Origin of the sequence: Streptomyces sp. NPDC052301, assembly GCF_044593395.1 — a bacterium.
In the GTDB taxonomy this organism is placed as follows: domain Bacteria; phylum Actinomycetota; class Actinomycetes; order Streptomycetales; family Streptomycetaceae; genus Streptomyces.
Window position 1 is genome coordinate 87,158 of sequence record NZ_JBIUBE010000009.1, and the last position, 26,741, is coordinate 113,898.

The 26,741-nt window shown below is 72.6% G+C and carries 28 protein-coding genes; 20 read left to right on the top strand and 8 right to left on the bottom strand.

Features of this window, described 5'->3' with window-relative positions:
- Positions 1–92 precede the first annotated feature (92 nt).
- The 6 genes from ACIHEJ_RS25490 to ACIHEJ_RS25515 all read left to right on the top strand — a co-directional run bounded on the left by ACIHEJ_RS25490 (position 93) and on the right by ACIHEJ_RS25515 (position 5,576).
- Positions 93–464 (top strand): holo-ACP synthase, encoded by a 372-nt coding sequence (locus ACIHEJ_RS25490; RefSeq protein WP_366014700.1) that lies wholly within the window; start codon positions 93–95, stop codon positions 462–464.
- A 46-nt stretch (positions 465–510) separates the two neighbouring features.
- Positions 511–1,959, top strand: a complete 1,449-nt coding sequence (locus tag ACIHEJ_RS25495; RefSeq protein ID WP_400138947.1) for an NAD(P)H-hydrate dehydratase — start codon at positions 511–513, stop codon at positions 1,957–1,959.
- Positions 1,960–2,207: 248 nt separating this feature from the next.
- On the top strand, positions 2,208–3,374 hold the full coding sequence (alr, locus tag ACIHEJ_RS25500) for an alanine racemase (RefSeq protein ID WP_400138948.1): 1,167 nt from the start codon (positions 2,208–2,210) through the stop codon (positions 3,372–3,374).
- A 119-nt stretch (positions 3,375–3,493) separates the two neighbouring features.
- Positions 3,494–4,762, top strand: a complete 1,269-nt coding sequence (locus ACIHEJ_RS25505; protein WP_400138949.1) for an alpha/beta fold hydrolase — start codon at positions 3,494–3,496, stop codon at positions 4,760–4,762.
- A complete protein-coding gene (gene tsaE / locus ACIHEJ_RS25510; RefSeq protein ID WP_400138950.1) occupies positions 4,719–5,240 on the top strand; it encodes a tRNA (adenosine(37)-N6)-threonylcarbamoyltransferase complex ATPase subunit type 1 TsaE in 522 nt (173 codons plus the stop codon). Before ACIHEJ_RS25505 ends, tsaE begins: the two co-directional genes overlap by 44 nt.
- Positions 5,241–5,375: 135 nt before the next feature.
- Positions 5,376–5,576: a hypothetical protein gene (locus ACIHEJ_RS25515; protein ID WP_400138951.1), complete on the top strand. Its 201-nt coding sequence runs from the start codon at positions 5,376–5,378 to the stop codon at positions 5,574–5,576.
- Here the strand turns inward: ACIHEJ_RS25515 and ACIHEJ_RS25520 are convergent.
- Positions 5,573–6,136: a hypothetical protein gene (locus tag ACIHEJ_RS25520; protein ID WP_400138952.1), complete on the bottom strand. Its 564-nt coding sequence runs from the start codon at positions 6,134–6,136 to the stop codon at positions 5,573–5,575. The two genes, ACIHEJ_RS25515 and ACIHEJ_RS25520, sit on opposite strands and share 4 nt — an antisense overlap.
- Positions 6,137–6,249: 113 nt before the next feature.
- Between ACIHEJ_RS25520 and tsaB the strand changes: the two genes are divergently transcribed.
- The 4 genes from tsaB to ACIHEJ_RS25540 are packed head-to-tail and all read left to right on the top strand — an operon-like array spanning position 6,250 to position 8,765.
- Complete coding sequence (gene tsaB / locus ACIHEJ_RS25525) at positions 6,250–6,906, top strand: tRNA (adenosine(37)-N6)-threonylcarbamoyltransferase complex dimerization subunit type 1 TsaB (protein ID WP_400138953.1); 657 nt, start codon at positions 6,250–6,252, stop codon at positions 6,904–6,906.
- Positions 6,907–6,923: 17 nt separating this feature from the next.
- Positions 6,924–7,427 carry a ribosomal protein S18-alanine N-acetyltransferase gene (gene rimI, locus ACIHEJ_RS25530; protein WP_400139155.1) on the top strand — a complete coding sequence of 168 codons (504 nt, stop codon included), beginning with the start codon at positions 6,924–6,926 and terminating at the stop codon, positions 7,425–7,427.
- Positions 7,420–8,511: a tRNA (adenosine(37)-N6)-threonylcarbamoyltransferase complex transferase subunit TsaD gene (gene tsaD, locus ACIHEJ_RS25535; RefSeq protein ID WP_400138954.1), complete on the top strand. Its 1,092-nt coding sequence runs from the start codon at positions 7,420–7,422 to the stop codon at positions 8,509–8,511. Before rimI ends, tsaD begins: the two co-directional genes overlap by 8 nt.
- Complete coding sequence (locus ACIHEJ_RS25540) at positions 8,508–8,765, top strand: hypothetical protein (protein WP_400138955.1); 258 nt, start codon at positions 8,508–8,510, stop codon at positions 8,763–8,765. The genes tsaD and ACIHEJ_RS25540 overlap by 4 nt, the downstream gene beginning before the upstream one ends.
- Before the next feature lie 187 nt (positions 8,766–8,952).
- Here ACIHEJ_RS25540 and ACIHEJ_RS25545 read toward each other — a convergent pair whose 3' ends face one another.
- Positions 8,953–9,822, bottom strand: a complete 870-nt coding sequence (locus ACIHEJ_RS25545; protein ID WP_400138956.1) for a hypothetical protein — start codon at positions 9,820–9,822, stop codon at positions 8,953–8,955.
- Positions 9,823–9,975: 153 nt separating this feature from the next.
- Positions 9,976–12,285: a glycoside hydrolase family 3 N-terminal domain-containing protein gene (locus ACIHEJ_RS25550; protein WP_400138957.1), complete on the bottom strand. Its 2,310-nt coding sequence runs from the start codon at positions 12,283–12,285 to the stop codon at positions 9,976–9,978.
- 108 nt (positions 12,286–12,393) lie between these two features.
- On the opposite strand from ACIHEJ_RS25550, the gene ACIHEJ_RS25555 reads away from it, so the two are divergent.
- The 4 genes from ACIHEJ_RS25555 (at position 12,394) to ACIHEJ_RS25570 (ending at position 16,507) form a co-directional block, all read left to right on the top strand.
- Positions 12,394–13,416, top strand: coding sequence for a LacI family DNA-binding transcriptional regulator (locus tag ACIHEJ_RS25555; protein ID WP_400138958.1), 1,023 nt, complete (start codon positions 12,394–12,396; stop codon positions 13,414–13,416).
- A gap of 188 nt (positions 13,417–13,604) precedes the next feature.
- Entirely contained in the window at positions 13,605–14,660 is a 1,056-nt protein-coding gene (locus ACIHEJ_RS25560) for an LCP family protein (protein WP_400138959.1), read from the top strand.
- 159 nt (positions 14,661–14,819) lie between these two features.
- Entirely contained in the window at positions 14,820–15,176 is a 357-nt protein-coding gene (locus tag ACIHEJ_RS25565) for a YciI family protein (protein ID WP_400138960.1), read from the top strand.
- A 44-nt stretch (positions 15,177–15,220) separates the two neighbouring features.
- Positions 15,221–16,507, top strand: a complete 1,287-nt coding sequence (locus ACIHEJ_RS25570; RefSeq protein ID WP_400138961.1) for an RNA polymerase sigma factor — start codon at positions 15,221–15,223, stop codon at positions 16,505–16,507.
- A 76-nt stretch (positions 16,508–16,583) separates the two neighbouring features.
- Here the strand turns inward: ACIHEJ_RS25570 and ACIHEJ_RS25575 are convergent, their stop codons facing one another.
- Positions 16,584–17,777, bottom strand: coding sequence for a methyltransferase domain-containing protein (locus tag ACIHEJ_RS25575; RefSeq protein ID WP_400138962.1), 1,194 nt, complete (start codon positions 17,775–17,777; stop codon positions 16,584–16,586).
- Positions 17,778–17,867: 90 nt separating this feature from the next.
- Here ACIHEJ_RS25575 and ACIHEJ_RS25580 point away from each other — a divergent pair, with 90 nt between their 5' ends.
- From ACIHEJ_RS25580 to groL, 4 genes are all read left to right on the top strand, one after another.
- On the top strand, positions 17,868–18,803 hold the full coding sequence (locus ACIHEJ_RS25580; protein ID WP_400138963.1) for a polysaccharide deacetylase family protein: 936 nt from the start codon (positions 17,868–17,870) through the stop codon (positions 18,801–18,803).
- A gap of 89 nt (positions 18,804–18,892) precedes the next feature.
- Positions 18,893–19,678, top strand: coding sequence for a polysaccharide deacetylase family protein (locus ACIHEJ_RS25585; protein ID WP_400138964.1), 786 nt, complete (start codon positions 18,893–18,895; stop codon positions 19,676–19,678).
- Positions 19,679–19,907: 229 nt separating this feature from the next.
- Positions 19,908–20,216 carry a co-chaperone GroES gene (gene groES, locus ACIHEJ_RS25590; protein ID WP_020132158.1) on the top strand — a complete coding sequence of 103 codons (309 nt, stop codon included), beginning with the start codon at positions 19,908–19,910 and terminating at the stop codon, positions 20,214–20,216.
- A gap of 121 nt (positions 20,217–20,337) precedes the next feature.
- The gene (gene groL, locus ACIHEJ_RS25595) at positions 20,338–21,963 is read left to right on the top strand and encodes a chaperonin GroEL (RefSeq protein WP_400138965.1); all 1,626 of its coding nucleotides are present in this window, start codon (positions 20,338–20,340) and stop codon (positions 21,961–21,963) included.
- Between the two features lie 68 nt (positions 21,964–22,031).
- On the opposite strand, the gene ACIHEJ_RS25600 is transcribed toward groL, so the two are convergent.
- From ACIHEJ_RS25600 to ACIHEJ_RS25610, 3 genes are all read right to left on the bottom strand, one after another.
- Positions 22,032–22,739 (bottom strand): ester cyclase, encoded by a 708-nt coding sequence (locus ACIHEJ_RS25600; protein ID WP_400138966.1) that lies wholly within the window; start codon positions 22,737–22,739, stop codon positions 22,032–22,034.
- 75 nt (positions 22,740–22,814) lie between these two features.
- Complete coding sequence (locus tag ACIHEJ_RS25605; RefSeq protein WP_400138967.1) at positions 22,815–23,588, bottom strand: SDR family NAD(P)-dependent oxidoreductase; 774 nt, start codon at positions 23,586–23,588, stop codon at positions 22,815–22,817.
- A gap of 52 nt (positions 23,589–23,640) precedes the next feature.
- Positions 23,641–24,309, bottom strand: a complete 669-nt coding sequence (locus ACIHEJ_RS25610; RefSeq protein WP_400138968.1) for an MOSC domain-containing protein — start codon at positions 24,307–24,309, stop codon at positions 23,641–23,643.
- An 80-nt stretch (positions 24,310–24,389) separates the two neighbouring features.
- On the opposite strand from ACIHEJ_RS25610, the gene ACIHEJ_RS25615 reads away from it, so the two are divergent.
- Positions 24,390–25,289, top strand: coding sequence for a LysR family transcriptional regulator (locus tag ACIHEJ_RS25615; RefSeq protein ID WP_400138969.1), 900 nt, complete (start codon positions 24,390–24,392; stop codon positions 25,287–25,289).
- A 77-nt stretch (positions 25,290–25,366) separates the two neighbouring features.
- Here the strand turns inward: ACIHEJ_RS25615 and ACIHEJ_RS25620 are convergent, their stop codons facing one another.
- Positions 25,367–25,696 carry a WhiB family transcriptional regulator gene (locus ACIHEJ_RS25620; protein WP_400138970.1) on the bottom strand — a complete coding sequence of 110 codons (330 nt, stop codon included), beginning with the start codon at positions 25,694–25,696 and terminating at the stop codon, positions 25,367–25,369.
- 381 nt (positions 25,697–26,077) lie between these two features.
- Between ACIHEJ_RS25620 and ACIHEJ_RS25625 the strand changes: the two genes are divergently transcribed.
- Positions 26,078–26,689, top strand: coding sequence for a response regulator transcription factor (locus ACIHEJ_RS25625; protein WP_003948568.1), 612 nt, complete (start codon positions 26,078–26,080; stop codon positions 26,687–26,689).
- Positions 26,690–26,741: the final 52 nt, after the last annotated feature.

Genomic DNA, 26,741 nt, shown 5'->3' on the forward strand with positions numbered 1-26,741 from the left:
CCGCAGCGTAGACGGAGGGTGCCCGGCGCCGTCGGGTGATCTTGGCGTCCGGGCAGGCACCGGCCGGGGACGGCCGCCGTAGGCTGCCCGGCATGAGCATCATCGGAGTGGGGATCGACGTCGCCGAGATCGACCGGTTCCGGGCGTCGTTGGAGCGTACGCCCGGACTGGCCGACCGGCTGTTCGTGGAGCGGGAGCTGCTGCTGCCCGGCGGGGAGCGGCGGGGCATCGCCTCGCTGGCGGCCCGGTTCGCCGCCAAGGAGGCGCTGGCCAAGGCGCTGGGGGCGCCGCCCGGGCTGCACTGGACCGACGCCGAGGTGTACGTCGAGGACAGCGGCCAGCCGCGGTTGCGGGTGAAGGGGACCGTGGCCGCGCGGGCCGCGGAGCTGGGGGTGCGGGCCTGGCACGTGTCCCTCAGCCATGACGCCGGGATCGCCTCGGCCGTGGTGGTCGCCGAGGGGTGAACGGTCCGGGTGTGGGGGTGGGGGGTTCCGGGGCAGACTCGGTGCCATGCGTACTGCGTACAGCGTGGAGACGGTAAGGGCGGCCGAACGGGCGTTGATGGCGCGGCTGCCGGAGGGAGCGCTGATGCAGCGGGCGGCCGCCGGGCTGGCCGCTGCCTGTGCGGAGTTGCTCGGGCGGGTGTACGGCAGTCGGGTGGTGCTGCTCGTCGGCAGCGGGGACAACGGCGGGGACGCCCTGTACGCCGGGGCGCGGCTGGCCCGGCGGGGGGCCGGCGTCACCGCCGTGCTGCTGTCGCCCGGGCGGGCGCACGGCGGGGGACTGGCCGCGCTGCGGCGGGCGGGCGGTGCCGTCGTCTCCGCGGAGTCGGCCGAGTCCGCCGCATCCGTCGACGAGTGGATCCAGCGGGCCGATCTGGTCGTCGACGGGATCGTCGGGATCGGGGGCAAGGGCGGGTTGCGGCCCGATGCCGAGTGGCTCGCGTGGGCCGTGGAGCGGTCCCGGGCCACGGTGGTGGCCGTGGACCTGCCCAGTGGGGTGGAGGCCGACACCGGCGAGGTGCGGGGAGTCGCCGTACAGGCCGATCTCACCGTCACCTTCGGGACGTACAAGCCCGGGCTGCTGGTCGATCCCGCTCGGGAGTACGCGGGGGTCGTGCGGCTCGTCGACATCGGCCTGGAGCTGCCGCCCGAGGGTGAGCTGACGGCCCTGCAGCACGCGGACGTCGCGCGGCTGTTGCCGCTCCCCGCCGGGGAGAGCGACAAGTACCGGCGCGGTGTGGTGGGGATCGCGGCCGGGTCGGCGCGGTATCCGGGGGCCGCGGTGCTCGCCGTGTCCGGGGCGTTGCGGGGTGGCGCGGGGGCCGTGCGGTACGTCGGGCCCGCCGGAGAGGCGGTCATCGCCCGTTTCCCGGAGACGCTCGTGTCCGACACCGGACCCGCCAAGGCAGGGCGCGTGCAGGCCTGGGTGGTCGGGCCGGGGGCGGGCGAGGACGCGGCGACCGTGGCCGAGGTGCTGGCGGCGGACGTGCCGGTGCTGATCGACGCGGACGGGCTGCGGCTGGCCGAGCGGGACGCGGTGCGGGGGCGTACCGCGCCGACCCTGATGACGCCGCACGCGGGGGAGGCCGCCGCGTTGCTGGGGGTGCCGCGCGAGGAGGTCGAGGAGGCTCGGCTGGCCGCGGCACGGGAGTTGGCGGCGGTGTACCGGGCGACCGTGCTGCTGAAGGGGTCGACGACACTGGTGGCCGACGCCGGGGGCGGTGCGGTGCGGGTGAACGCCACGGGGACGCCCTGGCTGGCCACGGCGGGGAGCGGGGACGTGTTGTCGGGGCTGGCCGGGTCGCTGCTGGCGGCGGGGCTGTCCGCCGTGGACGCGGGGGGTGTGGCGGCGTATCTGCACGGCCTGGCCGGGCGGTTCGCGGCGGACGGGGCACCGGTGGGGGCCCACGACGTGGCCGCCCGCATCCCTGAGGCGTGGAGGGATGTGCGGGGGTGAGCCCGGCCGTCGGCGCGTGTCGGGCCGAGCCGCCTGCCGGCAGCGGTGGCGGCGCCGTGCAGCTGACGGGACCGCAGCTCCCTGCGGGCGCGGGGAACTGCGCGACCAGCCCGCCCGGAGCCGCACCCGGGCGAGGCCGTTCGTCCCGTCTTGCACCTCTTGGGTTAATTCGCGGCGTATCCGATCAGTGCCGGGTACCTGACACGGCAGCCGGTGCCGGGACGGCCCTCTGAGACACTGGGGGCGCCATGAGTGAGACTGCAGCTGTGCCGAGCGCCCCCCTGCGCGCCCGCGCCGAGATCGATCTGGGCGCCCTGCGCGCCAATGTGCGGGTGTTGCGTGCCCGGGCGAAGGGCGCGGCCGTGATGGCCGTCGTCAAGTCCGACGGGTACGGCCACGGGGCGCTGCCGTGCGCCCGCGCCGCGCTCGCGGCGGGAGCGACCTGGCTCGGTACGGCCACCCCCGAAGAGGCCCTCGCGCTGCGCGAGGCCGGGCTGCCGGGGCGGATCCTGTGCTGGCTGTGGGTGCCCGGCGGGCCCTGGCGGCAGGCGATCGAGGCCGACATCGACGTGTCCCTGAGCGGACTGTGGGCCCTGCGCGAGGTGGAGCGGGCGGCCAGGGAGGCCGGCCGGGTCGCGCGCGTGCAGCTCAAAGCCGACACCGGTCTCGGACGCAACGGCTGTCAGCCCGCCGACTGGCCCGAACTGGTCGCCGAGGCCCTGCGCGCCGAGGCCGCGGGGCTGGTCCGGATCACCGGGCTGTGGTCGCACTTCGCCTGTGCCGACGAGCCCGGTCACCCGTCCGTCGCCGCCCAGGTCGACCGCTTCCGGGAGATGTTGGGTCACGCCGAGGACCAGGGCGTACGGCCCGAGGTACGGCACATCGCCAACTCCCCGGCGACGCTCACCCTCCCCGAGACCCACTTCGACCTCGTCCGCCCCGGCATCGCCATGTACGGCATCTCGCCCAGCCCCGAGCTCGGCACCCCGGCCGACTTCGGACTGCGCCCGGTGATGACCCTCAGCGCCTCGCTCGCGCTGGTCAAGCACGTCCCGGGCGAGCACGGGGTCAGCTACGGCCACCACTACGTCACCCCTGGTGCCACCACGCTCGGTCTCGTTCCCGTCGGCTACGGCGACGGCATCCCCCGGCACGCCTCCGGCACCGGTCCCGTCCTCATCGCCGGCAAGTGGCGGACCGTCGCCGGACGGGTCGCCATGGACCAGTTCGTGGTGGACCTCGGCGGCGACGAACCCCCGGTGGGCAGCGAGGCCGTGCTGTTCGGGCCCGGCGACCGCGGTGAACCCACCGCCGAGGACTGGGCGCAGGCCAGCGGCACGATCGCGTACGAGATCGTCACGCGGATCGGAACGCGCGTTCCTCGCGTCTATGTGAACGGGGAACAACCCGGGTAACGCGTCCGGAAGCGGCAACCCGGATCATCGGCACCAGTCACACCGGCACCACCGGCACCACCGGCACCATCGGTTTCACCCACCCAGGCGAACTGCAGTACGGCGAAGAGGAGCGGTACGTGAGCGAGAGCAGTGCGGAGGCCGTCGCGGACGTCGTCGCCGCGGCGGCCGCCGCCTCCGCCGCGGGGGCGGCCGGGAGTTGGCGCCGGGCGACCGGCATCGCCGGTGCCGCGATAGGCGTGCTGGCCGCGGGCGCGGCGGCCGGTGTCGCCGTGGAGCGGATGACGGTGGGGCGGGGCATGCGCCGCAAGGCGCGGCTGGCGCTGGACTCCGCGGGGCCGTACGGCACCCTGCGCGGCACCCCGGCCAAGGCGTACGCCGACGACGGCACCGAGCTGTACTACGAGGTCGACGAGGCCGAGCCCGATCCGGGGCCGCAGGTCTCCCCGCGCCGGCGCCGCCTCTTCGGCCGCAAGGCGCCCGCCCCGGTCACCGTCGTCTTCTGCCACGGCTACTGCCTCAGCCAGGACTCCTGGCACTTCCAGCGGGCGGCCCTGCGCGGCGTCGTCCGGACCGTGCACTGGGACCAGCGCAGCCACGGCCGCTCCGGGCGGGGGGTCGGGCAGACCCGGGACCGGGTGCCGGTCACCATCGACCAGCTCGGCCGCGATCTGAAGGCCGTCCTCGACGCCGCCGTACCCGACGGGCCGATCGTGCTGGTCGGGCACTCGATGGGCGGGATGACCATGATGGCGCTCGCCGCCCAGTACCCCGAACTGATCCGGGACCGGGTCGTCGCCACCGCCCTCGTCGGGACGTCGTCGGGGCGGCTCGGCGAGGTCAACTTCGGGCTGCCCGTCGCCGGTGTCAACGCGGTGCGCCGGATCCTGCCCGGAGTGCTGAAGGCGCTCGGCCAGCAGGCGGAGCTGGTGGAGAAGGGGCGCCGGGCCACCGCCGATCTGTTCGCCGGGGTGATCAAGCGGTACTCGTTCGCCTCCCGGGACGTCGATCCGGCCGTCGAGCGCTTCGCCGAACGGATGATCGAGGCCACCCCGATCGACGTGGTCGCCGAGTTCTACCCGGCCTTCACCGACCACGACAAGACCGAGGCGCTCACCTGCTTCCGGGACATGCCCGTGCTGGTGCTGGCCGGCGTCCAGGACCTGGTCACGCCCAGCGAGCACAGCGAGGCCATCGCCGACCTGCTCCCCGAGGCCGAGCTGGTGCTCGTACCGGACGCGGGACACCTCGTGATGCTGGAGCACCCGGAGGTGGTCACCGACCGCCTCGCCGACCTGCTCACCCGCGCGGGTGCGGTGCCGGCAGGGGCTACCGTAAGTGGCTATGGAACATCCAGCAGCACCGGCAGTACCGCACAACCCCGCTGAGACGCGGCTGACGATCACCTCGCCCGAGCAGATGCGGGAGCTGGGACGCCGGCTGGCCAAGCTGCTGCGCGCGGGCGACCTGGTGATGCTCTCCGGGGAACTCGGCGCGGGCAAGACCACGCTGACCCGGGGTCTCGGCGAGGGGCTGGGGGTGCGTGGCGCGGTCACCTCGCCGACGTTCGTGATCGCCCGGGTGCACCCCTCGCTCGGTGACGGCCCCCCGCTGGTCCATGTGGACGCCTACCGGCTCGGCGGCGGTCTGGACGAGATGGAGGACCTGGACCTCGACGTCTCGCTGCCCGACTCGGTGATCGTCGTGGAGTGGGGCGAGGGCAAGGTCGAGGAGCTGACCGACGACCGGCTCCAGGTGGTCATCCACAGGGCGGTGGGCGACACCACGGACGAGGTGCGGCACGTGACGGTGACCGGGCTGGGGGAGCGCTGGTCCGCGGCCGGCCTGGAGACGCTCGCGGCCTGAGCCGCCGTTTCCGACAAGCCGTCGGCAACATATTGCGCAGGACGTCCCGGGCGTGATGACATGGTGTCCAGCCCGTGGTTAGGTGTGCCTAACCAGCCCCCGACCGCGCCGCCCCCGGCACCCCAGGAGGCGCCCATGCCCGCCGACGGCCCCACGGAGCAGCAGCCCGGCCCGACCCTGTCCACCGCGGTGTCCATGCAGGACCTGCTGGCGGCGTGCGCGGCGGCGAAGGCGGTCTCCCTGCCGCCCCGGGCACCGGAGCGCCCCGAAGGTGTCCAGGGCCACGGCCCGCAATCGGACGACGGCCCGGCGCGGCGCTCACCCGCGGCCGCCTAACGGATCACGACGACCCGCACCCCGATCGTCGCGAATTTCCACATCGCCTCCCCGTCCACCCGGCTCTCCCGGATGCCCCCCGTCTTCACGTTCGGATCGGCCACGGTCTGCGCGTCGCCGCCGCCCACCGCCGCGCTGAAGCCGATCACGACCCCGTCCACGCTGGTGAACCGCACGACGTGCTCGATGGGCAGGCCGTCGGTGCCGGTGACGGCGTTGGAGCGGGAGCTGACCCAGTACTGGCCGACCGGCGGGTCCACGCTGCCCGGGTTCACCCGGAAGGTGCGCTGCACCCGGTTGCGTTCGTCGACCAGCCAGACCCGGTTGTCGTCCACCGAGTACACGACCCGTTCACCCGTACCGGAGCTGCCCGGCAGGGCCGTCGGGTGGAGCCGGTCGCGGGGCGCCTTGGTGGGCGTCGCCGAGGGGGACGCGCTGGCCGTGGGCCTGCCGCCCAGGCCCGCCGGGACGGTCGCCTGGGCCCGATAGGCGAGGAAGCCGACGGTTCCGACGGCGACCGCGGTCAGGCCGGCCACGATTCCCGAGCTGGTCCCTGCCACCTGCGCCCACCTCTGCCTCGTACCATATGTCGTACTTCGTACAGACCGTAGCAGCCAGTGACGGTCCCGCCCGGACGGCCATGCACGAGGCGCGGGCGCCGTAGGCTGTTCGCGTGCTCTTGCTCGCTCTGGATACCGCAACACCCGCCGTCACCGTCGCGCTGCACGACGGCACGGACGTCATCGCCTCGTCGAGCCAGGTGGACGCGCGCCGGCACGGAGAGCTGCTGCTGCCGGCCGTGGACCGTGTGCTCGCCGAAGCCGGACTCAAGCTGGAGGCGGTCACCGGGATCGTCGTCGGCACCGGGCCCGGTCCCTACACCGGCCTGCGCGTCGGCCTGATGACCGCCGACACCTTCGGCCTGGCGCTCGGCGTCCCCGTCCACGGCGTCTGCACGCTGGACGGCCTCGCCTACGCCGCCGACATCGAGAAAGGCCCCTTCGTCGTGGCGACCGACGCCCGGCGCAAGGAGGTCTACTGGGCCAAGTACGCCGACTCCCGGACCCGGCTGACCGACCCGGCCGTCGACCGCCCGGCCGACATCGCCGAGCAGGTCGCCGGAGTCCCGGCCGTCGGCGCCGGCGCGCTGCTCTACCCGGACACGTTCCCGAGCGCCCACGAGCCCGAGCACGTGTCCGCCGCCTCGCTCGCCTCGCTCGCCGCCGAGCGGCTGGCCGCGGGCGAGGAGCTGCCGGCACCCCGCCCGCTGTACCTGCGCCGCCCGGACGCCCAGGTGCCCAAGAACTACAAGGTGGTCACCCCGAAGTGACCGAAGAACTGCGCGAGATGCGCTGGTGGGACATCGACCCGGTCCTGGAGCTGGAGAAGGACCTGTTCCCCGAGGACACCTGGTCCCGGGGCATGTTCTGGTCCGAGCTGGCCCACGCCCGGGGACCGGCGGCGACCCGGCGGTACGTCGTCGCCGAGGCCGAGGGCCGCATCGTCGGCTACGCCGGTCTCGTCGCCGCCGGTGACCAGGGCGACATCCAGACCATCGCCGTGGCCCGTAGCCACCAGGGCACGGGCCTCGGCGGCCGGCTGCTGGCCGAGCTGCTGCGCGCGGCGACCGCGTTCGAGTGCCACGAGGTGATGCTCGAGTGCCGGGTCGACAACGTCCGCGCCCAGAAGCTCTACGAGCGGTTCGGCTTCGAGCCGATCGGCTTCCGGCGCGGCTACTACCAGCCGGGCAACGTGGACGCCCTGGTCATGCGTCTGACCACAGCATCCGACGGCGGCTCCGCCGCGGGCCCCTCCTCAGATCCAGAACAAGGAACCGAGATCAATGGCTGACGAACCTCTCGTCCTCGGCATCGAGACCTCCTGTGACGAGACCGGCGTCGGCATCGTCCGCGGCACCACCCTGCTGGCGGACGCCGTCGCCTCCAGCGTCGACGAGCACGCCCGCTTCGGCGGTGTCGTGCCGGAGGTGGCGTCCCGGGCGCACCTGGAGGCCATGGTCCCGACCATCGACCGGGCGCTGAAGGAGGCGGGGGTCAGCGCCAGGGACCTGGACGGCATCGCGGTCACCGCGGGCCCCGGTCTGGCCGGCGCCCTGCTCGTCGGCGTCTCGGCGGCCAAGGCGTACGCCTACGCCCTCGGCAAGCCCCTGTACGGCGTCAACCACCTCGCCTCGCACATCTGCGTCGACCAGCTGGAGCACGGCCCGCTGCCCGAGCCGACGATGGCCCTGCTGGTCTCCGGCGGCCACTCCTCGCTGCTGCTGTCCTCGGACATCACCTCCGACGTCCGCCCGATGGGCGCGACCATCGACGACGCGGCCGGCGAGGCTTTCGACAAGATCGCCCGTGTGCTGAACCTGGGTTTCCCCGGCGGCCCGGTCATCGACCGGTACGCGCGCGAGGGCGACCCGGCGGCCATCGCCTTCCCACGCGGGCTCAGCGGTCCGCGCGACCCGGCGTACGACTTCTCCTTCTCCGGCCTGAAGACGGCCGTGGCCCGCTGGATCGAGGCCAGGCGGGCGGCCGGCGAGGAGGTCCCGGTCCGGGACGTGGCCGCCTCCTTCCAGGAGGCCGTCGTCGACGTGCTCACCCGCAAGGCCGTCCGCGCCTGCAAGGACGAGGGCGTCGACCACCTGATGATCGGCGGCGGCGTGGCGGCCAACTCCCGGCTGCGGGCCCTCGCCCAGGAGCGCTGCGAGGCGGCCGGTATCCGGCTGCGCGTGCCGCGCCCCAAGCTGTGCACGGACAACGGTGCGATGGTGGCCGCGCTCGGCGCCGAGATGGTCGCCCGCAACCGGGCCGCCTCCGGCTGGGACCTGTCGGCCGACTCCTCCCTGCCGGTGACCGACCCGCACGTGCCGGGCCACGACCACGACCATGTGCACGAGGTCAGCAAGGAGAACCTGTACTCGTGACCGTGGCGTTGATGTGGGAGGCGCGGGCCGCCGAGGGCCGGGGCGAGGAGCTGCTCGCCTGGGCCCGTGCGCAGGGGCTCGCCGGGCGGCCGGTGCGCCGGGAGACCTTCCGCGCGCCGCAGGACCGGGTGCTGGTCATCACCTGGTGGGACGCGCCGTACGATGCCGATCTGCCCGAACTGCCCGAACCGGACGGCACGTTGGTGACGCGGGCCGTGCACCGCTGGCGGTTCGAGTCGGTGGCCGGCGGCTGAAGTTGAAGTGTCCGGCCGGACTGCGCTATGATCATCACACAGCGAACGGCCGGAACTCCGGTCGGAACGCAGTGCGTTGGTGGTCCAAGGAAAGACGTCCCGCTTCCTGCGGGGAGATGCAGGTGCAAGGCCTGCCCGGCGCTCCGCTCGAAACCCGCCTCCGGTGATCCGGAGGCGGGTTTCGCCGTTACGGGCGGCCCGTGCGCTGCGGCTGGACCGCTCCGGCCTCGGGGCCCAGGACCTCGGTGGCCGCCGCCCGCCGCTCCTTGAGCTGCGCGTACGCCATGAGGCCGAACAGCACCGCGAGCAGCACCGCCGAGGAACCGGCCGTCCCCAGGTCCAGACCGCCCTTGGCGACCGGCTTGGTCAGCAGGTCGCCGGCCGTGGCGCCCAGCGGGCGGGTGAGGACGAACGCGATCCAGAACAGCAGCACGTTCGGCACCGGCGGCACCTTCATCAGCGCCACCAGGACCAGCAGCACGCCGGTCACCAGGGCCGCACCGCCCAGATAGCCGAGGCCCGAGCTGTCGGAGAGGAAGTCGCCCATCGAGGTGCCGAGCGTGTTGGAGACCAGGATCGCCGACCAGAACAGGGCCTCGCCCCGGAAGGTGACGATCTCGGTGATCTGGAAGGTCATCCCGCTCAGCTTCCAGCCGAGGAAGATCAGCGCCAGGATCGAGACCAGGATCGCGGCGCCCTCCGGATAGCCGAGGCCCAGGCCCTGCGGGCCCCAGCCCAGCCTCGTCGCGCCGCCCGAGAGGTATTTCGCGCTGGCGTCGCGGTTCATGAAGTCGGACATGGTGGTGCCGGCCATGGAGGTCGACAGGATCACCGTCCAGTAGAAGAACGGGTTGTAGCGGGCCGAGCGCAGCTGGATCACCAGCGTCACCACGAAGACCATGAACAGGACGACGGTGGTGAGGAAGTAGCCCAGCTTGAGCGTCTGGGCGAACAGGTCGCCCGCGGTCTCGCCGAGAGTCGTCGCCGCGATCTTCATGATCCAGAACGCGAGAGTGACCTCGGGCAGTTTCTTCATGACGGACTGTGTCGTCGGCAACGGTGCTCCTGCCAGGTGGGGGGTGATCAATTACGGCCCGACCCTGCCAAGGACAACCTGAAACCATCCTGAACGCCCATGCAGGAGTCTTGCGGAAGAGGGAGACCCTGTGCTTCCGCCGTGACTGGATACGTTCCACCCGGCCCCTGAGGTTCAATCAGTTCCCCGGGACACCTCCACGTCGCAGCGCAGTCGCCGCTCCGGCCCCATCCCTCGCACCGGGCCGGTGAGGCGGAGCCGCGCGGTGTGCCGTACGTCCGTGCTCGACGCCCCCAGCCGCAGTTCCAGGGCGCCGGGCTCCACCACCCGTACCCCCGTCCGGTCCGTGAAGGCCGACAGGTCGGCATGGAAACGGAAGGTCAGCCGGCGGGACGCGCCGGGGGACAGCTCCAGACGCCGGTACCCGATCAGCCGGACGTCCGGGCGGGTCACCGACGCCACCGGGTCGTGCAGATACAGCTGGACGACCTCGGCTCCCGCGCGGTCGCCGGTGTTGCGGACGGTCACCGAGACGTCGTACGAGCCGTCCGTCGGGATCTCCGCCTCGGGGCCGTGGAAGTCCTCCCAGGTGAACGTCGTGTACGAGCGGCCGTGCCCGAACGGGTACAGCGGGGTCGGGTCCAGGCTGCTGACCTCGCCCGCCAGTCCCAGCGGCGGCTGCAGATAGGTCCAGGGCTGGCCGCCGGGCAGGCGCGGCACGCTCACCGGGAGCCGGCCGGAGGGGTCGACCCGGCCGGACAGCACCCCGGCCACCGCCGGGCCGCCCTCCTGGCCCGGGAAGAAGGCCTGCACGACCGCGCCGAGCCGGCCCTGCCACCGGCCGAGCGCGTACGGACGGCCGGTCAGCAGCACCAGCACCACCGGGACTCCCGTCGCGACCAGCGCGTCCAGCAGCTCCGCCTGTACGCCGGGCAGCCGCAGGTCGGCCACGTCACACCCCTCGCCGGAGGTGCCCCGGCCGAACAGGCCCGCCCGGTCGCCGAGCACCGCGACGCACACGTCCGCCTCCGCCGCCCTGGCCGCCGCCTCCGCGAAGCCGGCGGTGTCCGGGTCCGAGACCCCGCACCCCTCGGCGTACGTCACCTTCGCGGCGGGGAGTTCGGCGCGCAGGGCCTCGACGACCGTGGGGATCTCGATGCCGAGCGGAACCTCGGGGTGATGGGTGAGGACATGCGAGGGGAAGGAGTAACAGCCGAGCATGGCGAGGGCGTCCGCCGCGCGCGGGCCCACGACCGCGATCCGGGTGACGGAGGCCAGCGGCAGCAGTGCGCCGGGGTTGTCCAGCAGGACCACCGACTCCTCGGCGAGCCGCCGGGCGACGGCCCGGTTGGCCGCCGAGTCCAGGTCGAGCGGGCCCTGCGGCTCCGGCCGCCAGTCCTCGTCCAGCAGGCCCAGTTCGCACTTCTGCAGCAGGACGCGGCGGGCGGCGCGGTTCACCACGGACTCGGGGATCCGGCCCTCCCCTACGGCGTCGACGAGCGGCGCGCCGTAGCACCTCACGGTCGGCAGCTCGACGTCGATGCCCGCCGCCAGGGCCAGCCCGGCCGCCTCGGCGTCGTCGGCGGCGACCCGGTGCCGGCTGCGCAGGAAGCCGATGCCGAAGTAGTCGGCGACCACGGTGCCGGTGAAGCCCCACTCGTCGCGCAGCACGTCGGTCAGCAGGCGCGGGTCGGCGGAGACCGGCACCCCGTCGGTCTCGGTGTAGGCCGCCATCACCGAGCGGGCCCCGCCCTCGCGCAGCGCCATCTCGAAGGGCGGCAGGGTGACGTCCGCGAACTCCCGCACACCCGCCCGCACCGGGGCCAGGTTCCGGGCGCCCGCCGAGGACGCGTACCCGGCGAAGTGCTTGAGCGTGGCCACCACCCCGGCCGACTCCAGGCCCCGCACATAGGCCGTGCCGACCGTGCCCACCAGGTACGGGTCCTCGCCGATCGTCTCCTCGACCCGTCCCCAGCGCGGGTCGCGGACCACGTCCAGCACGGGGGCCAGGCCCTGGTGCACCCCGGCCGCGCGCAGGTCCCGGCCGATGCGGCGGCCCATCTCCTCGACCAGCTCCGGGTCGAAGGACGCGCCCCAGGCGAGCGGCACCGGGTACGCCGTGGCGCGCCAGGCGGTGAAGCCGGCCAGGCACTCCTCGTGGGCCACGGCCGGGATGCCGAAGCGGCCGGCGGCGGCGATGCGGCGCTGGGCGCGGGCCAGGGCCCGGGCGCCGAGGGCCGGATCGACCGGGGCGGTGCCGAACGAGCGGGTCAGCTGGCCGAGTCCGAGGGTGATCAGCTCGTCCCAGTCGTGCTCGGTCGCCATCTCGCGCTGCAGCGGTGCGACTCCGTCGCCGTCCGTGGCGGCGCCCACCCACACGCCGTACAGCTGGGCGGCCTTCTCCTCCAGCGTCATCCGGGAGAGCAGGTCGGCCACGCGGGCTTCGGCGGGCAGGGCGGGGTCGCGCCAAGGAGCGGTGGTCATGGAACTCCCGTCTGCTACGAATGTTTCGGAATTTACTCCGAATGTTCCGGGAACCTATGGCGCACACGCACCTTCGTCAAGAGGTCCGACGGCGATACGATCGCGGGCATGAAGCCTTCGAAGCCCGCAGAAACGCAGACGGCGACCCTCGCCGAGATCGCCCGGGAGGCCGGGGTGTCGGCTCCGACTGTTTCGAAGGTCCTCAACGGCCGCGCCGACGTGGCTCCCGCCACCCGTACCCGGGTCGAGGAGCTGCTGCGTGTCCACGGCTACCGGCGCCGGCGCGCCGAGGCCTCCCGGTCGCCACTGATCGACCTGGTCTTCCACGAACTGGAGAGCGCCTGGGCGATGGAGGTCATCCGGGGCGTGGAGAACGTGGCGCGGGACGCCGGGCTGAGCGTCGTGCTGTCCGAGTCCGCCGGGCGGCTCACTCCGGGCCGGACCTGGGCTGACCAGGTCGCCGCCCGCCGCCCGCACGGGGTGGTGCTGGTGCTGTCCGGGCTCGACGAGTCCCAGCGGGCCCTGCTGGCCAGCCGCTCGATCCCGTTCGTGGTGATGGACCCGGCCGGCGACCCCGGCCCGGACGTGCCGTCCATCGGTGCCACCAACTGGCAGGGCGGCCTCGCCGCCACCCGCCACCTGGTCGAACTGGGCCACACCCGCATCGGCGCGATCAGTGGCCCGCCCCGGATGATGTGCGCCCGGGCCCGCGTCGACGGCTACCGCGCGGCCCTGGAGACGGCCGGCCTGCCCGCCGACCCCGCGCTCATCGTGACCGGCGACTTCCACCACGACGCCGGCTACCGGCTGGGCCTGGAGCTGCTGCGCCGCCCGGACCGGCCGACGGCCGTCTTCGCGGGCAACGACCTGCAGGCGCTCGGCCTGTACGAGGCCGCCCGTGAACTGGGGCTGCGCATCCCCGAGGACCTGAGCGTGGTCGGCTTCGACGATCTGCCGGTGGCCCGCTGGGTGGGCCCGCCGCTGACGACCGTACGGCAGCCGCTGACCGAGATGGCCGAGGCGGCCGCCCGGCTGGTGCTGGAGCTCGGGCGGGCGCAGGAGGAGCGGGCGGCGACCCGGGTGGAGCTGGCGACGAGCCTGGTGGTGCGGTCGAGCACGGCGGCGCCGTGACGCGGGTGGCCGGAAGGTGACGTGTTGACGGGTGGGGCGTGTCCCCGCACTCCTCCGAAGCCAATCGGTTGTCCAGCCGAAACTTTCGGAGGCGTCGGCAACGGCCCGCCGTGAGAATTTCCGAAGAAAACCGATTCTCACGGCTTCCGCTAACAGTCCCCTAATAATTCGGACTTACGTTCCTGCCCGTGACGGGACACGAGGAGTACGGCGAAACGGGCAGACGGGCGGGCCGGCGGTCTCGGGCGCTGAAGATCGTCGGCTTCACCCTGGCAGGCACCCTGGTGCTGGGCATGGCCGCCACCGGTTGGGCGTACTGGCATCTGGACCACAACATCAAAAGCGTCGACATCAACGGCGCGCTCGGTGACGACCGGCCCGCCGAGGCGGTGATCACCCCGCCCGCCGGTGCCGCGGCCGCCGCCTCGCCGCTGCCGACCGGCGCCGTCGACATCCTGGTCCTCGGCTCCGACTCACGCAGCGGCAAGGCCGACAAGGAGCTGGGCGGTGGTGACAGCTCCGGGGCCCGCTCCGACACGGCGATGGTGGTGCACATCGACGCGGGCCGCACCGGGGCCACCGTCGTCAGCATCCCGCGGGACACCCTCGTCACCCGCCCGTCCTGCCCGCTGGCCTCGGGCGGCGCGACGGCGCCGGCGTACGGTGCCATGTTCAACAGCGCCTACGCGGTGGGCGGGCCGGTGTGCGCGGTGAAGACGGTCGAGTCGCTCACGAACGTCCGCATGGACCACTTCGTCGAGATCGACTTCTCCGGCTTCGCCAAGCTGGTGGACGCGCTCGGCGGGGTCGACGTCACCACCACCCAGGACATCGACGACGACGACAGCCATCTGCACCTCGCGGCCGGCCCCCACCACCTGGACGGCAAGCATGCGTTGGCCCTCGCCCGCACCCGGCACGGCATCGGGGACGGCAGCGACCTGGGCCGCATAGGCCTGCAGCAGCAGCTGGTCAGGGCCCTGCTGGAGCAGATGGCCACGACGAACCTGCTCACCGACCCGGCCAGGCTGTACCGGGTCGCCGACGCGGTCACCGCGAGCCTCACCACCGACACCGGCCTGGACTCCCTCGGCGAGCTGATGCGGCTCGGCCAGAGCCTGCAGGGACTGACGGCCGACCACGTCAGGACGGTGATGATGCCGGTCGTCACGGCACCCTCCGACCCCAACCGGGTGGTCGCGAAGGAACCCGCGGCGAGCGACCTGTGGGCGTCGCTGCGCTGAGCCTCGACGGGCTTCGGCGCCGGGGCCTCGGTCGCGGTGGTGCGGGACGCCGGAAAAAAAGTCGGAGAGCGTGTCGATCCGGGGGTCTCCCGTTCGACGCAGGGGTGAGCGGCGGGGAAGAAGCCCCGCCGCCCGACCGGACCGACCGAAGGAGTCACCATGCCCCGCTACCTGTCCCTCGTGCGCATCGACGAGTCCTCCGTGCCCGCCGAGGGCCCCAGCGAGGAGCTGATGCGACGGATGGGCGAGCTGATCGAGGAGGTCACGAAGGCCGGCGTCATGCTCGACACCGCCGGGCTCACCCCGACCGCCCAGGGCACCCGGATGACCTGGGAGGGCGGGAAGCTCTCCGTCACCGACGGGCCCTTCACCGAGTCCAAGGAGGTCATCGGCGGCTACGCGATCATGCAGTGCAAGGACAAGGCCGAGGCCCTGGAGTGGACCAAGCGGTTCCTCCAGGTACACGAGGACTTCTGGACGGTGACCTGTGAGGTTCGCGAGATCGCCGAGGGCTGAGCATTCCTTGGCCTCACGGGCGCGGGGGTGTTGAGTGGTGGGCTGTGGAACAGCAGCCCACCCCCACCCGGTCCGGCGACACGCGGCCCGCCACCACCCAGGCCATCGAGACGGTCTTCCGGCTGGAGTCCCCCAGGATCGTCGCCGGCGTCGCCCGTATCGTCCGGGACGTCGGCATCGCCGAGGAGCTGGCGCAGGACGCCCTGGTCGCCGCCCTGGAGCGGTGGCCCCGGGACGGCGTGCCCGACAACCCGGGCGCGTGGCTCACGGCCACCGCCCGGCACCGCGCCGTCGACCTGATCCGGCGCCGCGAGACCTACGCCCGCAAGCTCGCCGAGATCGGCCGTGACCTCTCCGCGGCGGCCCCGCCCGAGGAACCCGCCGACCCGGACGACATCGACGACGACCTGCTGCGGCTGGTCTTCACCACCTGCCACCCGGTGCTGTCCCCCGAGGCCCGCACCGCCCTCACCCTGCGCCTGCTCGGCGGCCTGACCACGGCCGAGATCGCCCGCGCCTACCTGGTCCCGGAGCCGACCATCGCCCAGCGCATCGTCCGCGCCAAGCGCACGCTGGCGAAGAAGAACGTCGCCTTCGAGGTGCCCTACGGGCCCGACCGCGCCGCCCGCCTCGGCTCCGTCCTGGACGTCATCTACCTGATCTTCAACGAGGGGTACGCGGCCACCGTCGGCGACGACCTGCTGCGCCCCGGCCTGTGCGAGGACGCGCTGCGGCTGGCCCGCGTGCTGTCGGCGCTGATGCCCAAGGAGCCCGAGGTGCACGCCCTGACCGCGCTCCTGGAGTTCCAGGCGTCCCGGTCCGCCGCCCGCACCCGCCCCGACGGCACCCCCGTGCTGCTGCGGGACCAGAACCGGCGCCGCTGGAACCGCATGCTGATCGCCCGTGGCATCCAGGCCCTCGCCCGCGCCGACGCCACCGCCGCCGGCCCGCCCGGCCCGTACGCCCTGCAGGCCGCCATCGCCGCCTGCCACGCGCACGCGTACACCTACGAGGAGACCGACTGGCGCACCATCGCCACCCTGTACGGCCTGCTCGCGGCGCGCGCGCCGTCCCCGGTGGTCGAGCTGAACCGGGCGGTCGCCGTCTCGATGGCCGACGGACCGGCGGCGGCCCTGGAGCTGGTGGACGCCCTGGCCGACGCGCCCGCCCTGCGCGACTACCACCTGCTGCCCAGCGTCCGCGGCGATCTGCTGGCCCGGCTCGGACGCACCGCGGAGGCCCGCGAGGAGTTTCTGCGGGCGGCCGGGCTGACCCGCAACGAGAAGGAACGGGACCTGCTGCTGAGCAGGGCGGACGCGTGCTCCTCGTGACCGCGTGCCTCCCGGTGCCGCTCGGTCTCCTGGTGCGCTCCGGCCACGGCGGGCGCCGATCCGCGGCCGGAGCCGCTCAGGACGCTCCGCCGACAGCGGCCGGCGGCCCGGCGGGGGCACCGATCAGCATGGCCGGGGCCCCCGCGACCCGGGTGAGGAACACGGTCGCCGCGTTCGGCCCCTGCGGCTTCACCTTCCGGCGCAGCTCCTCCGGCTCGACGGCGGAGCCACGCTTCTTCACCGTCAGCGTGCCGACCTCGCGCTCCCTCAGCAGGGCCTTCAACTTCTTGACGTTGAAGGGCAGGTGGTCGGTGATCTCGTAGGCCGAGGCGTACGGCGTGGTCCGCAGCTCGTCGCCCGTGACGTACGCGATGGTCGGGTCGACGAGTCCGCCGCCGACCTCCTCGGCCACCTCCGCGACCAGATGCGCGCGGATCACGGCACCGTCGGGCTCGTACAGGTACCGCCCCACCGGCCGCACCGAGGGATCGGGCAGCCCGCGGCCGAGCAGCGTGCGCGGGCCGGGCAGCAACGTGGCCCGTACGGCCCCCGGCGCCCCGGTCCCGAACCAGAGCACCGCCTCCTTCACGTCGCCGCCGTCGGAGATCCACTCGGCCTCGGCCTCGGCGGGCACCGCCTCGTGCGGGATGCCGGGGGCGATCTTCAGGGCCGCGTGGGGCGCGCCGAGTGCTGCGGCGACCGCCCAGGACAGGGGTGGTGAGTACGCCTCGGGGTCGAAGATCCTGCCGCGCCCGCCCCGCCGCGCCGGGTCCACGAACACCGCGTCGTACCCGGCGGTGTCGACCTCCGTGACGTCCGCCTCCCGCACCTCGATCAGGCCGGCGAGCCCCAGCGCCTCGGCGTTCGCCCGCGCCACCGCCGCCGTCACCGGGTCCCGGTCCACGGCCAGCACCCGGATCCCGGCCCGGGCCAGCGCGATCGCGTCACCGCCGATCCCGCAGCACAGGTCGGCGACCGAGGTCACCCCCGAGTCCCTGAACCGCGCCGCCCGGTACGTCGCCACGCTCGCCCGCGTCGACTGCTCGACCCCGTTCGGTGTGAAGAACATCCGCTCCGCGTCCTCGGCCGCGAACTTCGCCGCCGCCCGCTGCCGCAGCCGGGCCTGGCCGAGCGCGGCCGACACCAGCTCCGCCGGGTGGTCGCGGCGCAGCCGGGTGGCGACGGCCAGCTCCTGCGCGGGCGCGGTGTCGCGGACCTCGTCGAGGAGGGCGCGGCCTTCGGGGGTGAGGAGGAGAGCGAGGTCGTTCACCGGGTCATTGTGGGCCAGTCGGTGGATGGTGCGCCTGCGGCGGCGGTGTCGCCCGGGGTTCGGTGCCGGGTCCTGGGAGGATCCGGCACCATGCGACTAGTACTACAAAATGACAAAAGCCGGGCACGGTGGGGAGCAGGTGCCGGTGTCCGTGGCCGCAGGCTGGCCGCCGGCTGCTGTGCCGCCGCACTGGCCTCCACCGCCCTCCTCGCCGGCTGCGGGGCGGAGGATCCCGGCACCGGCGCCACACCCGGCCAGGGCGCCCCCGCCCACGCCGCCCCCCACGCCGGCCGGCTCACCGAACACGCCCGGCTGGTCGCCGCCGCCAAGCGCTGGGGGCTGCAGCAGGTCCCGCTCACGCCCCCACCGCCGCCCGCGAAGAAGCCGGTCATCACCGCCCGGGCCGGCTTCGAGGTGGACCACCAGGAGGACTGGTACCTGCCCCCGGTCTTCACCACCGTCCCCACCAAGCAGAAGATCGTCTTCCTCACCATCGACGACGGCTCGGAGAAGGACCCCCGGTTCCTGCAGATGATGCGGGACCTGAAGGTCCCGTACACCGCCTTCCTCAGCAACTACCTGGTCAAGGACGACTACGGCTACTTCCGCACGATGCAGTCCTACGGCCACACCCTCAACAACCACACCCTCCACCACCCCTACCTGCCGGGTCTGTCCTACGAGGAGCAGAAGGACGAGATCTGCGGCATGCAGGACATCATGGAGAAGCAGTTCGGCAAGCGCCCGACGGTCTTCCGCCCGCCCTACGGCAACTACAACCAGGACACCCTGATCGCCGCCAAGACCTGCGGCATCAAGTACGCACCGATCTGGAACGAGGAGGTCTTCGTCGACCACTGGGAGTACCGCGAGGACGACCAGAAGCTGCGCCGCGGCGACATCGTCCTCACCCACTTCCGCGGCCGGGACGACTGGAACGGCACGATGGTCGACGACATGCGCCGCTTCCTGGACAAGGTCACGCGCGAGGGCTATGCCGTGGCCCGCCTGGAGGACTACCTGTGACGCCGGGGAGGAGCCGGCCGGGCAGGACGGCACGGACCGGCTCCCGGCGGCGCCCGCCGCGCGGCCGGGGCCCGGCCGCCGTTCTCGCCGTGGCCCTCCTCCTGACGGGCTGCGCCCAGTCCGTCGACCCCATCGAACGCCTCGGCAAGAAGGCCGCGGAACAAGTACGCCCGCACGGGCCCTCTCCCGACCAGCCCTATCGCCGCTGGGGTCTGGCCGAGCCCCTGCCGCGCCCGCCCCGGCCCCCCGCCCGCGCCCTCGCCCTCGCCCCGCACGCGGGGGGCCGGTCGCTGCCGCGCGTCATCGACCACGTCCCCACCCGCGACCCGGTCGTCTTCCTCACCTACGACGACGGCTCCGAGCAGGACCCCCGCTTCGTCGACATGGTCCGCGAACTGCGGCTCCCCGTCAGCATGTTCCTCACCGACAGCGTCGTCGGCCCCGGCTACGGCCACTTCGGCCGGCTGCGCGCGCTCGGCGCCGGCATCCAGAACCACACCCTCGACCACCGCGCCCTCGCCGGACTGCCGTACCACGGCCAGCGTGCCGAGATCTGCGGCCAGCAGGACCGGCTCCGCGCCCACTTCGGCATCCGCCCCCTCCTCTTCCGGCCGCCCTACGGCACGTACGACACCACGACCCTGCACGCGGCGGCCGACTGCGGCATCTCGGCGATCGTCCTGTGGCGCGCCGCCATGACCCCGACCGACCTCGTCTACACGCACGGCCCCCACCACCTCCGCCCCGGCGACATCGTCCTGGTCGGCCCGGACGAGACGACGGGCCCGAACTTGCGGGAACGCACGGTCAGGGTGGTGCGGGGGGCCCAGCAGAGGGGGCTGACGGTGGGGCGGCTGGAGGACTATCTGAACTGAGCGGCGGCCGCCGAGGAGCCCGGCGCGAGCGATCTTCGGCCGACGCGCCGCACGGCATTGGCACTCCGCTTGACCGAGTGCTAATCGCGGTCATAGTCTCGGCTCTGGCACTCACCACCGGAGAGTGCCAATACGCGACGGGCAGGTCCGGCACCCGCGACGACGGATCGACCTGGTCGCCACCTCAGACAGTTAACCCCGTGAGATCTCCGAAGGGGGAGGTCGGATCGTGACGACCACCAGCTCCAAGGTTGCCATCAAGCCGCTCGAGGACCGCATCGTGGTCCAGCCGCTCGACGCCGAGCAGACCACCGCCTCTGGCCTGGTCATCCCGGACACCGCGAAGGAGAAGCCCCAGGAGGGCGCCGTCCTCGCCGTGGGCCCGGGCCGCTTCGAGAACGGCGAGCGCCTTCCGCTCGACGTCAAGGTCGGCGATGTCGTCCTCTACAGCAAGTACGGCGGCACCGAGGTGAAGTACAACGGCGAGGAGTACCTCGTCCTCTCGGCTCGCGACGTGCTCGCGATCATCGAGAAGTAATCACCTCGAGCACATTTTGCTCTTGAGCTGCGCCCCTGGCCCCCGCGACCGATAACGAAGCCGGGCGCCCGGGGCGCAGTTGTCTTTACTCCCACAGATTTCCGAGAGGGCTTCCGCTGTCATGGCGAAGATTCTGAAGTTCGACGAGGACGCCCGTCGCGCCCTTGAGCGCGGCGTCAACAAGCTGGCCGACACGGTGAAGGTGACGATCGGCCCCAAGGGCCGCAACGTCGTCATCGACAAGAAGTTCGGCGCCCCCACCATCACCAACGACGGTGTCACGATCGCCCGCGAGGTCGAGATCGAGGACCCGTACGAGAACCTCGGCGCGCAGCTGGTGAAGGAGGTGGCGACCAAGACCAACGACATCGCTGGTGACGGCACCACCACCGCGACCGTGCTCGCCCAGGCGCTGGTGCGCGAGGGCCTGAAGAACGTCGCCGCCGGTGCCTCCCCGGCCCTGCTGAAGAAGGGCATCGACGCGGCCGTGGCCGCGGTCTCCGAGGACCTCCTCGCGACCGCCCGCCCGATCGACGAGAAGTCCGACATCGCCGCCGTCGCCGCGCTGTCCGCCCAGGACCAGCAGGTCGGCGAGCTCATCGCCGAGGCGATGGACAAGGTCGGCAAGGACGGTGTCATCACCGTCGAGGAGTCCAACACCTTCGGTCTGGAGCTGGACTTCACCGAGGGCATGGCCTTCGACAAGGGCTACCTGTCGCCGTACTTCGTCACGGACCAGGAGCGCATGGAGGCCGTCCTCGACGACCCGTACATCCTGATCCACCAGGGCAAGATCTCCGCCATCGCGGACCTGCTGCCGCTGCTGGAGAAGGTCATCCAGGCCGGTGCCTCCAAGCCGCTGCTGATCATCGCCGAGGACGTCGAGGGCGAGGCCCTGTCGACCCTGGTCGTCAACAAGATCCGCGGCACCTTCAACGCCGTCGCGGTGAAGGCCCCGGGCTTCGGCGACCGCCGCAAGGCGATGCTGCAGGACATGGCCGTCCTCACCGGCGCCACCGTCATCTCCGAGGAGGTCGGTCTCAAGATCGACCAGGTCGGCATCGACGTGCTCGGCTCCGCCCGCCGCGTCACCGTCACCAAGGACGACACCACGATCGTCGAGGGTGCCGGCAAGGCCGAGGACCTCACCGGCCGCGTCGCGCAGATCAAGGCCGAGATCGAGAACACCGACTCCGACTGGGACCGCGAGAAGCTCCAGGAGCGCCTCGCGAAGCTGGCCGGCGGCGTGTGCGTGATCAAGGTCGGCGCCGCCACCGAGGTGGAGCTGAAGGAGAAGAAGCACCGTCTGGAGGACGCCATCTCCGCGACCCGCGCCGCGGTCGAGGAGGGCATCGTCTCCGGTGGTGGCTCCGCTCTGGTCCACGCCGTCAAGGTCCTCGAGGGCAACCTCGGCAAGACCGGCGACGAGGCCACCGGTGTCGCGGTCGTCCGCCGCGCCGCCGTCGAGCCGCTGCGCTGGATCGCCGAGAACGCCGGCCTCGAGGGCTACGTCATCGTCTCCAAGGTGGCCGAGCTCGAGAAGGGCAACGGCTACAACGCCGCCACCGGCGAGTACGGCGACCTGGTCAAGTCCGGCGTCATCGACCCGGTGAAGGTCACCCGCTCCGCCCTGGAGAACGCCGCCTCCATCGCCTCCCTGCTGCTCACGACCGAGACCCTGGTCGTCGAGAAGAAGGAAGAGGAAGAGCCGGCCGCCGCGGGCCACGGCCACGGCCACGCCCACTGAGGCACGCACCACTGAGGCATCGCACGGCTGAGGCCCGGCACCCTTCGGGGGCCGGGCCTTCGCCCTGTCTACTGCTCCAGCTCGTCCAGCGCCCCCAGCTGCTGCATCAGCCCCAGCTGGTCGTGCTGCCACCAGATCTCGGCGATCTTGCCCTCGTGGCCGAAGCGGAACAGCGTCATCCCGGTCATCGTGACCTGCCTGCCGGTGGGCGGGATCCCCAGGAAGTCGCCCTTGTGCGTGGCGCTCCACGTCCAGCGCGCGCAGGCCCGGTCGTCCTGGGCCAGCACGTCCTCGAGGGTGAAGGCGAAGTCGAAGCCGCCCCGCCACATCCGGTACTCGCTGCGCGCGTTGTCCAGGCCGAGGGTGTCCTGCGGGTTCACCGGATCGTGGCTGTGGATGTCCTCGTCCAGCAGATCGTTGAGCGGAGGCAGCTCACCCGCGGTCGCGAGCGCCTCGAAGAACCGCCGCACGGTGTCCTCGGACAACCGCTCGTCCCGTACGACGTCCAGATCGGTGAACGAGGGCATCTCGTCGCACAGCGCGACCATCTCCCGGAAGATCTTGTCGGTCTCCGGAAGGTTCGAGTTCCGCATCGCGTCCTCGTACGACGGGAACTCCACCACTTCGACGACGTGCGCCGCGTCCGAGCGGTCCTTGGCGACCAGTGCGTGCGTCGCCGTGCGCCTGCCCTTGGTCTGTCTGACCCAGTCGTCCATCAGCCGGTTCATCTCGTCCAGCCGGCTCGTCCTGCACTCGATGAGCTGTACGAAGGTCATGCCGCCGCCTCCGGCCCCCCTGGTCCGGTCGTGTCACGCTCATTTTCGCACCGGACCGCCGACGGCACCCGCCCGCTACTGCGGGCCGTACTTGCGCCCCGTCCTGGAGGAGATCCCGCCCAGCAGCCCGCGCGGAGTGACCTTCACCAGGCCCATCAGCGCCTTGTAGCGCGGGTCGGGGATCGACAGTGTCCTGCCCCGCGCGAGGTCCGCCAGCGCCGCCGCGACCAATTTGTCCGCGTCCAGCCACATCCAGCCGGGGATGTTGTCCGTGCCCATCCCGGCCCGCTGGTGGAACTCCGTGCGCACGAAGCCGGGGCACAGCGCCATCAGCCGGACCCCGCTGCCCGCCAGGTCCTTGGCCGCGCCCTGGGTGAACTGCACGACCCACGCCTTGGACGCGCCGTAGGTGCCCCGGGGGACGAACGCGGCCACGGAGGCGACGTTGACGACCCCGCCCCTGCCGCGCTCGCGCATCGCCTCCGTCGCCGCCGACGTCAGCCGCAGCACCGCCTCGCAGTGCACCTTGAGCATCTTCAGCTCGTCGGCCATCGGGACTTCCAGGTAGCGGCCCTTGTTGCCGAAACCGGCGTTGTTGATCAGCAGGTCGACCGGGTTCTTCCGGTCGGCGAGCCGGTCGGCCACCGTCTCGATGCCCTTGTCCTCGGACAGGTCGGCGGTCAGCACCTCCACCACCACGCCGTGCCGGTCGTGCAGTTCCGTCGCCTGCTCGCGCAACCGCCCGGTGTCCCGCGCCACCAGGACCAGGTCATGCCCGTCAGCCGCCAGCCGCCGCGCGAACGCGGCACCGATCCCCGCCGTCGATCCCGTAATCAGAGCCGTTGTCATGGCCCAAGGGTAGTGACCCGGACCGACAGCGTCGGCTGCCGGTGACAGCCCCTCAGCGTGTCCGAGCGGTCCTGTACTTGCGGGCCGCCGCGAGCGTCTCCGCGTGCAGCGCCTCTCCCGCGGCCAGCACCCGGGGCAGCAGCTCGCGCTCCGTGGTGACCGCGCGGAACTGCATCTCCGCCGTCACCCCGTGGTCCGGCCGGTGCACGACCTCGATCGCGTCGCCCCCTCGTATCTCGCCCGGTGCGATCACCCGCAGGTAGGCCCCGGTGGCGCCCTTCCGGGTGAACCTCTTCACCCATCCCCGCTCGCCCAGATGGCCCTGGAAAGTACGGCACGGAATCCGCCCCGAGGTCACCTCCAGCACCACCTCGGGACCGATCCGCCAGCGCTCGCCGATCAGGGCCCGGGAGACCTCGAGACCGGCCGTCGTGATGTTCTCCCCGAAGCAGCCGTTGACCAGTGACCGGCCCAGCTCGCGCTCCCAGTCGTCGAGGTCCTCGCGCGCGTAGGCGTACACCGCCTGGTCGTCCCCGCCGTGGTGGCGCAGGTCGCACACCGCGTCCCCGGCCAGCCCGCTGCCGGCGGTCCCCTTGGGACCCGGAGCCGCCACCCGCACCGGGCCGTCGACCGGCTGCTTGTCTATGCCCGTCACCCCCTGCGGCTGGTCCGTGTACGGCACCGGCCGGGGGAGGCCCAGATTGACCGAGAGAAGCTTCATGACCGCACGGTACGGGAGCGGACCTCAAAGCGTCGAGCGAGTATGAGGCGCCTGCCCCAAGGCGGCCTTATGCTCGAAGGGTGATCGAGGCTCGTCATCTCCGCGTCCTGCGCGCCGTCGCCGCCACCGGTTCCTTCTCGGCGGCGGGCCGCGAACTGGGCTGCACCCAGCCCGCCGTCAGCCAGCAGATGAAGGCCCTGGAGGCCTCGGTCGGCACCCCGCTGCTGGTCCGCACCGGCCGCGAGATGCGCCTGACCCAGGCCGGGGAGGCCCTGGTCCGGCACGCCTCCGGGATCCTCGCCGGGCTCACCGCGGCCGAGGAGGAGGTCGCCGCCATCGCGGGCCTCAGGGCGGGCCGGGTCCGGCTGGTCTCCTTCCCGAGCGGCAGTTCCACCCTGGTCCCCACCGCCCTGGCCGCCCTGCGCGCCGCCCACCCCGGCACCCGCGTCTCCCTGGAGGAGGCCGAGCCCCCGAAGTCGGTCGCCCTGCTGCGCGAGGGCGACTGCGACCTGGCCCTGGCCTTCCGCTACGAGGGAGCGGCGGTCGCCGAGGACTGGGACGACCTGGTCGTACGGCCCCTGCTGTCGGACCGCCTGGTCGCCCTGGTCCCGGAGCGGCACCGGCTCGCGCGCGCGGACGCCGTCGCCATCGGCGAGCTGGCCCGTGAGCCGTGGATCGCGGGCTGTCCGCGCTGCCGCAGCCAGTTGGTGGAGGTGTGCGAGGGGGCCGGCTTCACCCCGCGCATCGACTTCGCGACCGACGACTATCCGGCGGTGGTCGGCCTGGTCGGCGCGGGTCTCGGGGTCGCCGTACTGCCGCAGCTGGCGGTGGAGTCGGTACGGCCCAGGGGGGTGCGCACGGTACGGCTGGAACCGGCGGTACGGCGGGAGATCGTCGCCCTGACCCTGCCCGACCTGGCGCAGGTGCCGGCCGTGGCGGCGACGCTGGAGCAGCTGGCCCGGGTGGCCGGGCGGAAGTAGCGGCAGCGGGGGCTTGGGGGCACGGAGCAACGGGCACGCGCGCGCGTGCCCGCCGGTGATCTTGCAGAAACGTTCCTTCAGTGGTTCGGAGCAGTGGTGCCGCTGGTCGTCGACGCCGACACCAGACGGTTCCGTGCCCGTCCCATCAACTCTTCGCGCTCGTCCTCGGTCAGGCCGCCCCACACTCCGTACGGCTCGCGCACCGCCAGCGCATGCGCCGCGCATTCCGCACGGACGGGGCACCTCATGCAGACCTCTTTGGCCGAGTTCTCGCGAGCGCTCCGAGCCGCCCCGCGCTCGCCCTCCGGGTGGAAGAAGAGCGAGCTGTCGACCCCGCGGCAGGCAGCCAGCAGCTGCCAGTCCCACAGGTCCGCGTTCGGTCCGGGAAGGCGGGAGAAATCTGCCATTACGTGACCCCTTGTAGCCGTTCTGGGCGGATACGGTGCCAACGACCGTACATCTCCGGTCTAAGGAGATGTAAATATGACTCATTGCGAATCTAGCCCCGAACACTACGAAACGGGAAGAAAAGCAGCTGAATGGGGCATAGGTTGTGATGAAACGTTGAGGGTCCGGCGGCCATGTCTGCACCGTGTCGACGCCCTCACGTAGAGTGCCGAAGACGGCACGCAGCCCCGTAACTCTTTCGAGTGACCGTCGTTGAGAGTGCGGAGGCGGTTGAAAACAGAAGCGCTCGGGCAGGCGTCCGAGACGGTCGACCGCACAGGTGACGATTCCGTACCAGCCTGGAGGCTCAAGGTGACGCGCATCAGCTGCGGAGGGCGGTCATGACATCCGTCCTCGTCTGCGACGACTCCCCGCTTGCCCGAGAAGCGCTCCGCCGCGCGGTCGCGACCGTGCCCGGTGTCGAGCGCGTGACGACGGCGGCCAACGGCGAGGAAGTCCTCCGCCGCTGGGGCGCCGACCGCTCCGACCTCATTCTGATGGACGTGCGCATGCCCGGTCTGGGCGGCGTGGAAACCGTGCGCCGGCTGCTGTCCGCCGACCCGGGCGCGCGCATCATCATGCTCACGGTCGCCGAGGACCTGGACGGCGTGGCCCTCGCGGTCGCCGCCGGGGCCCGGGGTTACCTGCACAAGGACGCCTCCCGCGCGGAGCTGCGCGCCACGGTCACGCAGGCCCTCGCCGACCCGACCTGGCGGCTTGCCCCCCGCCGTCTCCGCTCGGCCGAGATGGGCGCAGCGCCCACGCTCACCGCGCGTGAGATCCAGGTCCTGGAGGGCATGAGTCACGGCCGCTCCAACGCGGAGATCGGCCGCGAGCTGTTCCTCTCCGAGGACACCGTGAAGACGCACGCCCGCCGTCTGTTCAAGAAGCTCGGGGCCTCGGACCGGGCCCACGCGGTGGCGCTCGGCTTCCGCTGGGGACTGGTCCGGTAGGACGTGCGCAGCCCTGCGGGGCAGCAACCGGGCAGCTCTTCCTCGCCACCCG